The 11,575-nt window shown below is 64.9% G+C and carries 11 protein-coding genes; 2 read left to right on the plus strand and 9 right to left on the minus strand.

Features of this window, described 5'->3' with window-relative positions; genetic code table 11:
* Nucleotides 1-112 precede the first annotated feature (112 nt).
* Together VFV19_12565 and VFV19_12570 are read left to right on the plus strand one after the other, a co-directional pair.
* Nucleotides 113-2,512 (plus strand): PAS domain S-box protein, encoded by a 2,400-nt coding sequence (locus tag VFV19_12565; protein HEX4825131.1) that lies wholly within the window; start codon nt 113-115, stop codon nt 2,510-2,512.
* A 22-nt stretch (nt 2,513-2,534) separates the two neighbouring features.
* Complete coding sequence (locus VFV19_12570; protein HEX4825132.1) at nt 2,535-3,398, plus strand: DUF1571 domain-containing protein; 864 nt, start codon at nt 2,535-2,537, stop codon at nt 3,396-3,398.
* A 54-nt stretch (nt 3,399-3,452) separates the two neighbouring features.
* On the opposite strand, the gene VFV19_12575 is transcribed toward VFV19_12570, so the two are convergent.
* From VFV19_12575 to VFV19_12615, 9 genes are all read right to left on the minus strand, one after another.
* The gene (locus tag VFV19_12575; GenBank protein HEX4825133.1) at nt 3,453-4,913 is read right to left on the minus strand and encodes a DUF4301 family protein; all 1,461 of its coding nucleotides are present in this window, start codon (nt 4,911-4,913) and stop codon (nt 3,453-3,455) included.
* 12 nt (nt 4,914-4,925) lie between these two features.
* Nucleotides 4,926-5,624 (minus strand): hypothetical protein, encoded by a 699-nt coding sequence (locus tag VFV19_12580; protein HEX4825134.1) that lies wholly within the window; start codon nt 5,622-5,624, stop codon nt 4,926-4,928.
* Between the two features lie 62 nt (nt 5,625-5,686).
* Nucleotides 5,687-7,735, minus strand: a complete 2,049-nt coding sequence (locus tag VFV19_12585; GenBank protein HEX4825135.1) for a M13 family metallopeptidase — start codon at nt 7,733-7,735, stop codon at nt 5,687-5,689.
* 84 nt (nt 7,736-7,819) lie between these two features.
* The gene (locus VFV19_12590) at nt 7,820-8,173 is read right to left on the minus strand and encodes a hypothetical protein (protein ID HEX4825136.1); all 354 of its coding nucleotides are present in this window, start codon (nt 8,171-8,173) and stop codon (nt 7,820-7,822) included.
* Between the two features lie 336 nt (nt 8,174-8,509).
* Nucleotides 8,510-9,049: a hypothetical protein gene (locus tag VFV19_12595; GenBank protein HEX4825137.1), complete on the minus strand. Its 540-nt coding sequence runs from the start codon at nt 9,047-9,049 to the stop codon at nt 8,510-8,512.
* 121 nt (nt 9,050-9,170) lie between these two features.
* Complete coding sequence (locus VFV19_12600) at nt 9,171-9,626, minus strand: hypothetical protein (GenBank protein HEX4825138.1); 456 nt, start codon at nt 9,624-9,626, stop codon at nt 9,171-9,173.
* Between the two features lie 287 nt (nt 9,627-9,913).
* Entirely contained in the window at nt 9,914-10,324 is a 411-nt protein-coding gene (locus VFV19_12605; protein ID HEX4825139.1) for a lysozyme inhibitor LprI family protein, read from the minus strand.
* 129 nt (nt 10,325-10,453) lie between these two features.
* Nucleotides 10,454-10,894, minus strand: a complete 441-nt coding sequence (locus tag VFV19_12610) for a hypothetical protein (protein HEX4825140.1) — start codon at nt 10,892-10,894, stop codon at nt 10,454-10,456.
* Between the two features lie 169 nt (nt 10,895-11,063).
* The gene (locus VFV19_12615; protein ID HEX4825141.1) at nt 11,064-11,405 is read right to left on the minus strand and encodes a hypothetical protein; all 342 of its coding nucleotides are present in this window, start codon (nt 11,403-11,405) and stop codon (nt 11,064-11,066) included.
* Nucleotides 11,406-11,575 lie beyond the last annotated feature (170 nt).

The raw sequence follows: 11,575 nt of genomic DNA on the forward strand, positions 1-11,575 counted from the left end.
GTTAAAAAACGAAACAGCTTTACAAACGTATGGTTGCGGCCCCGAGAACCGCTGAATCTTCGTGCGCCGGCACGCTGCCGCACTCCCGGCCGGGGTGTACGATGCCTTCACGGTGTCGGAGCTTCGCAGCGACGGACGCAGGAAGAGCGATGAAGCGCTCAGGCTGAGCGAGGAGCGCTACCGCCGTCTCGTCGACATGTCGCCCGATGCGGTCTTCATCGTGCAAGGCGGCCTCGTCCGCTTCGTCAACCCCGCAGCTCTCAAGCTCCTCGGCATCACGCACGAGGAACGGGTGATCGGGCGGCTCGTCTTCGACCTCTTCCATCCCGACGACCACCCGGCCCTCATGGCCCGTTACCAGGAGGTGATTCAGGGCGCGCGCGAGCCCGGCTTCATCGAGCGGCGCTATCGCCGCCCCGACGGCTCGACGATCGACATCGAAGTCGCGGCAACGCTCTACCCCGATCCCGACGGCGCCTCGGTGCAGTTCATCGTGCGCGACGTCACCGACCGGAAGCGCGCGCTCGAAGCGTTGCGTCAGAGCGAGGAGCAGTTCCGTCAGATCGCCGAGACGATCGACGAGGTCTTCTGGAGCACGAGCGCCGACAAGAACCGGATGGTTTACGTGAGCCCGGCGTACGAGAAGATCTGGGGACGTCCTTGCGCCGAGCTCTACGCCAACCCGCGGCAGTGGCTCGTGGGGGTCCACCCCGACGATCGAGACGCGGTCATCCACGCGGCGCTGACCAAGCAGGCCGACGGGAAATACGACGAGGAGTACCGCATCATCCGGCCCGACGGCTCGATCCGGTGGGTGCGCGACCGCGCGTTTCCTTTGCGCGACGACGCCGGCGAGATCTACCGGATCGTCGGTCTCGCCGAGGACATCAGCGACCGCAAGCGGGTCGGCGACGAGCTGCGCGCCCTCTCCGAGCAGCTCGAGGCGCGCGTCGTCGAGCGGACGGCGCAGCTCCGCGAGGCGAACGAGTCGCTCCGTAAAGCCGAGGCGCGGCAGCGGGCCCTCCTGAACGCGATCCCCGACCTGGTCTTCCGCGTAAGACGGGACGGCACCTACCTCGATTTCTCGGCGCCCAGCGGGGCCGAGGCCACGATGTCCGATCGGCTCATCGGCTCGAACATCGGCAGCTCCGATCTGCCGCCGGCGGTCCGCGCGACCCTCCTCGACGGGATCGCGCGCGCCGTCGACACCGGGACGCCGGTGGCGCTCGAGTACACGGTCGACGGCGACGCCGACGCGCGGACGTTCGAGGCTCGGCTCGTCCGGAGCGGGCCCGAGGAGGTCGTCGCGACCGTGCGCGACATCACGCGCCGGCGCGAGGCGGAGGCCCAGCGCGAGCGCCTCGAGCAGCAGCTCCGGCAGTCGCAGAAGATGGAGGCGATCGGCACGCTCGCCGGCGGGATCGCGCACGACTTCAACAACATCCTCACCGCGATCATCGGCTACACCGAGCTGCTCCGGAACCAGCTCCGCGGCCAGATGGGGGTCGAGGAGCGCCTCGCCGAGATCTCCCGCGCCGGGGCGCGCGCGAAGGACCTCGTCTCTCAGATCCTGACCTTCAGCCGGAGGCAAGACCACACGCGTGCGCCGACGGCGATGGCGCCGGCGATCGACGAGGCCCTCCGTCTCCTCAGGGCGGCGATCCCGGCCTCGATCGAGATCGACTGGGCGATCGATCACGACTTGCCCCCGGTGCTCGCCGACGCGACCCAGATCCACCAGATCGTCATGAACCTGGCCGCCAACGCGGCCGCCGCAATGGGCAACGGCCCCGGGAAGCTTCGCGTCGTTTGCGCTTCCGTGACCTTGGACGACGACGCCGCCCGCCTCCACCCCGACCTCCGTCCGGGCGAATGGGTCCGCCTCGACGTGCAGGACACGGGCTGCGGCATCCCGCCGGAGATGCTCGACCGGATCTTCGATCCTTTCTTCACCACGAAGGGCCCGGGTGAGGGCACAGGCCTCGGGCTGTCGGTCGTTCACGGCATCGTCAAGGCGCACGACGGCGCCGTGCTCGTCGAGAGCGAGCCCGGGGTCGGCACGGCGTTCCACATCTATTTCCCGGCGCTCGAGACGAGGCATTCGGCGCCGGCGCGCCCCGGACCTCAGGCGGCGGGGGGCCGCGGCGAGCACATCCTCTACGTCGACGACGAGCCCTCGCTCGTCGAGCTCCTGAAGGCGCAGCTCGAGATGCTCGGCTACCGGGTCACCGCCTGCGAGTCGTCGGTCGAGGCGCTCGCGACGTTCAAGGCCGCGCCTCTCGATTTCGACGTCCTCATCACCGATTTGACGATGCCGGGGATGAGCGGGGCCGAGCTCGCGGAAGCTGCCCTGAAAATTCGCCCCAATCTTCCCGTCGTCGTCGCCACCGGTTACGGTCACGTCATGGGCGAGAACAAAGCGCGCGCCTTGGGCCTTCGCCGCGTCCTCAACAAGCCTTTTTCGATGGCGGTCCTCGACGAAGCGATCCAGGAGGCGCTCGCCACCCGCTGAGCCCGCACGTATCATGGCTCCGATGCGTCGATCGATTCTCGCCCTTCTCCTCTTGGCGCTTCTCTCGCCCGCCCTCAGAGCAACCGCGGTGGCCCCCGATGCGCGCCGCACGCTCGATGCGATGGGGGCGGCGGCCCACACGATCCACGACTACACGATGACGCTCATCAGCCAGGAGTGGGACGGCGACAAGCTCGGTCCCGAGCAGTCCCTGGTAGCCAAGTGGGCGCGGCCGTTCAAGGTCTACTACAAGAGGCTCTGCGCGCCGCACAAGGGTCGCGAGATCCTCTACGCCGACGGCTGGAACGACGGGCGCCTCAAAGTCAGCCTCAACACCTTCCCGAACGTCAAGCTCAACCTCGATCCCCACGGCGACCTCGCGATGGGCGGCACGCGCCATCCCGTCGACGAGACGTCGATCGTCTACCTCGTCAACGTGGTGCTCGAGAACTTCCATCGCGCCGACGAGAAGGGCGAAGCCTCCGCCGAAGACCTCGGCTACGAGACGATCCTCGGCCGCCGCTGTCACAAGGTCCGCCTCACGACGAAGCAGACCGTCACGACCCATGTCCTCGGCCCGAAGGAAACGCTCTGGGACGTGGAGAAGGAATACGACATCGCGATGGCGCCCCTCCTGCAGGAGAACCACAGGCAGGGCTGGGAGATTCCCGGCGACGCGAAGCCCGGCGCGACCGTCCGCGTCCCCCGTTACTACGGCGCCAAGATCGACCTCTGGATCGACGAGGAGATCAACCTTCCTCTCCGCGCGGAGATCTACGACGGCGACGGCGTCATGTTCGAGCGCTTCGAGCACCGCGACCTGCGCGTCAACGTCGGCCTCGGCGACAAAGATTTCTCGCCGGCGAACCCCGAATACAAGTTCTGAGAGGGGACAGCTTCCGAAACTCTGAACTGCGAGTTTCGGAAGCTGTCCCCTCTTCTAGGCCTGGTGCTCGGGCCTCAGCAGATCCATCACCGTCTTCACCGGCGTGAAGGTCTCGATCGGGACCTCGACGAAGACGGTCAGCCAGTCCGCCATGCCGCCGTTCCAGAGACCCGGCCGCTCGAAGGCGACGAGGTCGCGCCCCTGATGGCTCTTCCGCCCGACGATGACTGCGCGCGGATCGACGAAGGCGGCGAGGTCGAACGGCTTCCCGTCCACGTTCCGTAGGCCGCAGACGAGATCGACCGGGTTGAAGTGCGTCGCCTCGCGCATGACCTCGGCGCGTGACGGATCGATCTCCGCCGCCTCGACGATCTGCCGCGTCACGCGGCCGTCGCGGCGGCGCACCCAGTAGGGGCCGCCTCCCGGCTCGCCGGTGTTCCGCACGACACCGCAGACGCGCAGCGGCCGCTCGAAACACTGGAGAAGCGCCTTCCCTCGCATCTCGGCGGGGGCCGCGCCGCGCGGCGGCTCGCAGCCGAAGACCCCCTGCGCGAACTGCGCCGCCTCGTCGAGGTGCGCGGGATCGGTAGGCCGCGCCCGCAGCCGCGCGACGTGGAGGAAGACCGATCGCTGCAGCTCGACGAGGCGCCCGCCGAGGATCTTCTTCCACCGCACCGTCGCGGCGCGACGCGTGTCGGGCTGCACGTTGTCGATGTTCTTGACGAAGACGACGTCGCCCTTCGTGTCCTGCAGGTTCCACAAGAGCGCGCCGTGCCCCGCTGGTCTTAGAACGAGCGTGCCGTCATCGGCGACGAACGCCCCGCCGCCGGGCGCTCCGGCCAGCGTGTCGGTCTCGGCCTTCTGGACCGACCACGTGAGCGCGTAGCGGACGCCGAGCCGCTTCTCGCACTTGGGGACGACGCGGTCCGCCAGGAGCCGGAACGCGTGGAGGTGCTCCGGCGACACGGTGACGTGGATGCGGCAGACCCCTTCGCTGTCGCGCACGATCGACGTTGCCTCGACGAGGTGCTCCTCGAACGCGGTGCGCGGCCCGGCGTCGTACCGATGGAAGGGGATCAATCCCTTCGGCATCGTCGCGTAGCCGAGGCCGTCGGCACCGAGGAGCGCATCGACGATCGTCGCCTCGCTCACCTCCTGCTCCCGGAACGTCAGCTCGGCGCGGAGATCGTCGGCGAAGGCGAATCGGTCGAGCGCGGCGAGGAGGGCCTCGGCCCCGTTGCCGCTCAGGAGCTCCTGGAACATCCGCGTCGCGGCGCCCGAGGCCGGCACGAACTTCGAGCACCGCCCCTGCTTCGCCGCGGTCTCGTGAAGATCGACGAGCTCCTCTTCACGATCGCGCGCGATCGCCTCGATCCCGTCGCCGGCGCGGCACGGCCGCAATACGTCGGGGAAGCCGCGCGGCGCCGCGAGCAGTGCGAGCTGCCGGTTGGCCTCGTCTTCGCTGATACCGCGCTCGCGGAGCTGCGCCTTCTGGACCTCGGTGAACGGCGGCACGCGCCCTCCGCGTCAGCGCTCGACAGGGTCGAGCAGAAGCACGGGAAGATCGTAGCTCACGAGCCTCCGGAACACCCCCGCGTCGGGTTGCTCGCGCAGCGGGTAGAGCGTGCGGAGGCCGTTCGGGAGCATCCGCTCGACCGAAGGCCCCACGCGATAGAACAGTCCCCCGCAGTCGAGGATCGTTCCCTCGGTCCATTCGGTCTTGCGGCGCGACGCGACCACGACCAGCTCGGCGTCGTCCACGTGCATCCGCTGCGCAGTGACGAGGCGGTCGGCCACCTCCGGCCCCTCGAGCGATACCCGGACGTCCGCGTCGCGCCTCCGCGTTTCCCGGCCTCGCTGCCAGCGCACCCATCGGATCGTGCCGTGGACGATCGGATCGCCGATCGGCTCGCGCACCACCCCCGCGATCGTCCGAATGACACCCGTGACCACGAGATAGGCCGACAGAGCCCCGAGCGGCGTGCCGATGACGAACGCGAGCGGCGCGATCGCCGTCAGAGCCACCGGCCACGCCGTGCTCACGTCATGGCCGCCGAGCGTCCCCTCGTTCTGCCGCCGCGCGGCCTCGAGCATCAGATCGTTGTTGTCGGACGCCACCTGCCGGACGAAGTGGATGAATCCCACACCGCCGACGACGACACCGGCCAGCATCGTCGCGATCGCGGAGAAGAGCGAGCGGCTCCAGCGAGCGAGCGTGTAGCGCACGCTCTCAATCTCGGGCGCGCGGCGGGGCTCGTCAAACTAGCCCTGAGGAAGGCTCATCACGCCTACCAAATGCGCACGCGCTTCTCCGGTGGCAGGTAGTACTTCGCCTCGGGGCCGATTTCGAACGCCTTGTACCAAGCGTCGAGATTTCGGAGGGGACCGATCACGCGAAAGCGCCGCGGACTGTGCGGATCGGTGGCGACTTGCGTCTTGACCATCTCGTCGCGCTGCTTGCCTCGCCACGCCTGCGCAAAAGACAGAAAGAATCGCTGATCGCCGGTCAGCCCGTCGATGACCGGTGCCGGCTTCCCGCCCAGCGACATCGTGTACGCCGAGTACGCGACCTCGAGTCCCGACATGTCGCCGATGTTCTCTCCCATCGTCAAATTCCCGTTGATGAAGACTCCAGGCGCCGCCTCGTAGGACGAATACTGCGCGCCGAGTGCGTCGGTCAGCGCCTTGAAGCGCGTGGCGTCGTCCTTCGTCCACCAATCGCGTATGGCGCCGTTCTCGTCGATCTTGCTGCCCTGGTCGTCGAAGCCGTGCATGATTTCGTGGCCGATGATCGCGCCCGCCGCGCCGTAGTTCACTGCGGCGTCCGCCGTCGGATCGAAGAAGGGCGGCTGCAGGATGCCGGCCGGGAACACGATCTTGTTCTCGAGCCCTCCGTTGTAGGCGTCCACCGTGGCCGGACTCATCCCCCACTTCTTGCGATCCACCGGCTTGTTGAGATCCTCCATCTGGTACGCCCAGTCGAACGCCGCACTCCGCTTCACGTTGCCGTAGAGATCGTCCGGCTTCAGCACGAGTTTCGAATAGTCGCGAAACTTGTCGGGATAACCGACCATCACGTCCATCTTGGAGAGCTTGAGGAGAGCGGCCTTCTTGGTCGCATCGCCCATCCACGTGTTGCCCTGGATTCGCTGCGCCGCCGCTTTCTTCAGGTTCGCGACGAGCTCCTGCATCGAGGCCTTGGACTTGGCGGGGAAATAGCGCTCGACGTAGGTTCGGCCCAAGAGCTCGCCGAGGCGGCCGTCCACCTCGCCGATGCCGCGACGCCACCGCGGGCGCTGTTCCAGCGCACCGGACAGGGACTTCTGGTATTCGAACTTGCTGTCCACAAAACGTTTGGAGAGATAGTTCGAAGCGTCGTTCGTGACCTTGAACTTCTGCCACGTCTTGAGCGTTTCGAGCGGTGTTTCGTCGTAGAGCGCCGCCATCGCCTTGATCGCGGTGTTGTCGGCAATCAGCATGTGCGGCGACATCACCTTCGCTTCGCCGAGATAGCCGTCCCAGTCGAACTTCGGCGCATACGTCTTCAGCTGCGGCAACGTCATCGGATTGTTGAGCTTGCCGAGGTCGCGCAGGTCCGTCTGCGACCACGAGATCTTCGCGATCGCGGTCTCGAACGCGAGCACCTGGTCCGCCGCCGCGGATGCGTTCGCCTGGCCGATCATCTCGAAGGAGCGCTGGACATAGGCGCGGTAGGCGCTCCTCTGCTCCGCGTACTTGTCCTCGAGGTAGTAGTCGCGATCGGGCATGCCCATGCCGTTCGACGTGACGTACGCGATATTCGTCCGCGGCTCGGCGGGATCCGGCAGAAGGCCGAGGGCGAAAACGGTCGAGCCAAGATCCTTGAGCGCGCCGGCCATGTAACGCGTGAATTCGGCCTTGGTCTTGATGCCGTCGATACGCGCGAGGTCGGGCTTGAGCGGCCCCGTACCGAGCTTCTCGAGCAGCGGCTCATCCATGTAACTGGCATAGAACGCGCCGAGCTGAGTGCTCTTGGGAGCGTCCATGATGATCGAGCGCAACTGCTCCTGGTTCCGGTCGTTGAGCTCGGAACCGACTCCGTTTTGCGCTTTGTCGGCCGGGATCTCGTTCGCATCCATCCACTTGCCGCTGGCATAGCGCTGGAAATCATCGCCGGGCTTCACCGCGAGATCGCGCGTCGAAAGATCGACGCCCCAGGTTCCGAAGCGCACGACTTGCGGCGCGGCGGCCGGAGCCGCTGCTGACTGCGCGGGCGCCGGCTCGGCCCGAAGCGCGCCGTACGCGAGAAGAATGACGCTGAAGCGCGAGGCGCGCGCGTACCAAGAGTTTGCGGTCATACACCCTCCCAGGCGCTCGAAGTTCTCGAGGCTATTCCCGGGAGTGTTTACGTCAAGAGGCGGCCATGGTTGCAGCGGTGAAAGTCACCGAGCAGGCGATTCGTTGTTGAATTGTAGCCCGCTGAATTCACCGGTCTTTGGGTCATACCAGCACCCGAAGTAGTCCCAGCCACCGTCCGCAACGATCACTGGTTCCACCTGCCAAAAGCTCTCAGCGCTGCTCACGCCATTCGGAATGGTGCTCGGGTTCTGTCGATACTCCAAGACCCTGCCTCGATAGTGGTAGGACGAGAAGCCGTTGACGTAGATCAACCGCTGGTCGCCTCGTACAACACCCAGATACTGTCGGAGGTATTCGGTAGCAACCAGTGGACGCCCCATCGGTTCCGCCGGTGCGCGCCAGTGAGCTTCCAGGAACCCGAGTACCGCCGCGTCCAACTTTGCGACCTCCGCTGGCGCTGGACGCCAGGTTCCGTGAACGCCCTCAACGGGTGCTCTCGATACTTGTTGAAGCACGACGCCTGTACCGACCGATTCTGGTAGGAGCGTGCCCCGTGCACTTGGTAGCGGGATTCCTGCAAGAGGATCCATCTGCGACGCGAGCTGCGGCGGATCAGGCGGTGTGCTTCGGCACCCGAAGATCATGGCGCCCACGATCAGGACGAGTGCTAGCGGTGCCTTGCGGCGCATTGGTCCTTCTGTGCGGCTAGTCGACGAACGGGCGCGACCTTACGCAAGCGGCTTGAACCGGACGGACCGACGTCATTGGCATGTTCAGGCGGGCTGGCGACGAGGCCCGGCGCTGAGAATACGGTAGCTAGGCACTGGCGTTCCGTTGTCCGCGTGCAGCTTGGCCTCCTGGAAATACAACTCCTCAGCGCCATCTGCCACGGGTGTCTTTACGGCTTGCCGCGCTTCTTCAATTCGCGTCAGTGCTTCCGCCACTGGCGTTCCGCCTGGCCGAAGCGAATGGGCCACTGGCACTTTTGCCTTGAAGAAGACCGCGTGCGTTGTATCGCTGGCACTCGACGGAACAACAATCACAATCGCGTCGTTTGTGTGCTTGACGGCTGAAGCAATGAACGGCCCAAGATCAGCGTCGTCTCGGAGGCTCGCGAACTCGTCGGACCGTAGGACGATGGCGAACTGCCCGGCCAGCGAAGTGGACACGCGAGATTGAATCACGTCAGTTCCTGGCTTCATCAATTGAAACAAGGCATCTTTGCTTGCAGCCGTTGCAGGCTGCTCACCCGCGCCGATTGCTGTGACTTCCGCCAGCGCGACGACTCCAAGCATGGCAATGGCTTTTCGCATTGTGTTTCTCAGGCCCCCCAGCGCAAGCGTAACCTGCGGGCCAGACCGCCGCGGCGATCGCCGCAGTTCGCAAGCGACGAGAAGGGATGGACCGTCGGGTTTACGCAGCAGTGCGTCGGACTCACGGTGCGGCCTCAAGGAACTCGAGGGAGTTAACCAACGGTGAAGACCGAGCGGCCGACTCAAGTGGATCGGCACAGTCGTAGTCGTGAAACGTCAGCCTCACGAGGATCTCCGAGCGCCCCAACATTCTGGAAACCAGACGATATCGCTTCTCTCGGTTCAGGTACTCAGAAACAACCTCCACCAGAGATTCAGCGTCCGACTCTGATTCGTGGAGGACTTGCCATTCGCCATCGCCCGGGAGATTCCGGCGCTCGGAAGATCGCGCGCTGTGAATCGCTGCGCTGACCGGTTCGTTGATTCGAAACGTCGACAGATAAACCCCAGCCGCCCCATCAGGCGACTCCCAGTACCACGGGTGATCAATACTCGGCTTATGCACCCAATCCTCTGGGAGGCGCACTTTCCAGAACTCGCTGGTGAGAGTCTGGATGTCCATGATCAGCCTGCCCAACGTGCGCGTTCAGCGGCGCGCCCGTCGGCGCGGCGCTTGCCGCCTTGTGCAAGCGCCGTGAAGCGAGAGTGCCGCGGCTGGAATGATGGAATGGACTCCTCCCACGACTTCACCGGCATCGCTGTGCCAAAGTCGCTGGCCACGTCAAAGCCCCCGTTGGGGAGGAGGAGTCCGTCGTGAAGGATACGACCATTTCCGTCGACGTTGCGAAGTCCGTCTTCGAGCTTGCTGTATCCGATCGGTCTGGGCACGTGAAGTCGACCCACCGTCTTCCGCGATGCCTCCGCCTATTGCGCCCACGCACTGGGGCACACATTGCCTGGTGTTGATTCGAGCATTGCGTTCAGCTCGGCTATTCGACTCTGGGTCATGCCCATCTTGGCGGCAGCGACGCAGACGGGATAGACGCTGCCGTATTCATTTCGGTCAGATGAAGGCCACAACGCGTGCACTTGCGCGTCCCGATACTGTGCCCACATCGTTTGGGACTTGTCGAGAGCCGCGATTGCGTTCGGGTTGGCACTGCCTTGTTTTCGTAGGCGGCCGAGAAGTTCGCTCATCTCCTTCTCAGCGCCCGCGAGTTTCTGTACGGCCATAGCGTTGACCGTTTGTTGTGTTTCGGCGGAGAGTTTCGCCGAACCGCCTGAAGGGTCCGTTGCTAGTGAGCCGGCAATGAGCAAGAGTGCGATTGATTTCATGCTTTTCTCATGCGGTCTAACGATCGCGTTCAGCGGCTCGCCGCGCGGCGAGCCGCTTGCGCTGTTCGAGCAAGCAGCATGACGCGCGAGTGCGACCGCTGGAACGGGCAGTTAGATGGCGAAGCACCGTCATTCGCCGCCTCTGAACAGGTCTCTGGACGCCGCGTCGACAACATCCGACGTTATCTTGTCGCTGAACTGAAGGTTGTGAAGCACCCACTTGTCAACTGGCTTGTAACACTGCACCTCGAACTTCATCGGCTGCCTGTCAAACACGACGAAATAGTAGAGATAGACAAACCGACCCGCGACCTCCTTCTTCACTACCAATTCGTTCCCACGGTACTTTCCCAAGAAGCTCAAGTTGGATGTCAACTTCGTCGTGAACTGATCGATTGAGTCCTTCATTCCAGCCGCGTACGGATTGGTCGCCCACGCTCTTGCGCTGCCCTCCGCAGTCTTCTCCTCACGAATCGAGTTGAAGAACTGACCGGCGATGTCTTCGCAAGTCTGAGCGAACGCCGCCTGTCCCAAGAACACTGCAACGATTCCTGCGAAGACGATTCTCATTGACGGTCCTCTTGTTGGGCTGCTTTGTTTTCCTGGTTCAGAGCCATCTAACGCTCGCGTTCAGACGGGCGCCGAGCGGCGCGGCGCTTGCCGCCTCGTGCAAGCGCCGTGACGCGAGAGTGCCACGGCTGGAACGCGATGTTAGACGACCGACCTCGACTCTGTGCGTTCATGGGAGGAACGTCTCACCCACCGCGGACAACGCAAGTAGAACTGCGACGACATGAACCGACGCCATCACCCAGACAGCTGGCATCGATCGCTGCCGGGACCGGGCCCAGCCCGCAATTCCGCCGTATGCGGGAAATTGACCAACCGCCAGGAGAAGTGAAGGCAACGTGATGCGCTTCAGTGCGCCTGCCCAGACCATGGTGTAAGGGAACAACACGATGGCGGGAATGTACGTGCCATGACCACCGCCCGCAGCGAAGAAACACGCGGTCAGCAAGATTGCCGACACGCAAACGCCGACGAGTACCCCAGCCCCGCTGCTCTTAAAGACGGCGTTCATGAATGTTCTTCGCCGGTCTCCTTCCGGTTCGTCTAACGCCCGCGGTAGCCCGCGCGCCCGGTGGCGCGGCGCGTGCCGCACTTCGCACGCGCCGTGACGCCGGAGTGCGACGGGCTCACCGCGTAGTTAAGCTGCATGCCACGGCCTTAACATTTCGGGTGAAGGAAGCG

The organism is Candidatus Polarisedimenticolaceae bacterium, from assembly GCA_036275915.1.
Classification (GTDB): domain Bacteria; phylum Acidobacteriota; class Polarisedimenticolia; order Polarisedimenticolales; family DASRJG01; genus DASRJG01.

Excerpts from the sequence above, each read along its gene's own strand:
- VFV19_12615 (HEX4825141.1), bottom strand. The coding sequence starts at position 11,405 with ATGAACGCCGTCTTTAAGAGCAGCGGGGCTGGGGTACTCGTCGGCGTT.
- VFV19_12610 (HEX4825140.1), bottom strand. The coding sequence starts at position 10,894 with ATGAGAATCGTCTTCGCAGGAATCGTTGCAGTGTTCTTGGGACAGGCG.
- VFV19_12605 (HEX4825139.1), bottom strand. The coding sequence starts at position 10,324 with ATGAAATCAATCGCACTCTTGCTCATTGCCGGCTCACTAGCAACGGAC.
- VFV19_12595 (HEX4825137.1), bottom strand. The coding sequence starts at position 9,049 with ATGCGAAAAGCCATTGCCATGCTTGGAGTCGTCGCGCTGGCGGAAGTC.
- VFV19_12585 (HEX4825135.1), bottom strand. The coding sequence starts at position 7,735 with ATGACCGCAAACTCTTGGTACGCGCGCGCCTCGCGCTTCAGCGTCATT.
- VFV19_12570 (HEX4825132.1), top strand. The coding sequence starts at position 2,535 with ATGCGTCGATCGATTCTCGCCCTTCTCCTCTTGGCGCTTCTCTCGCCC.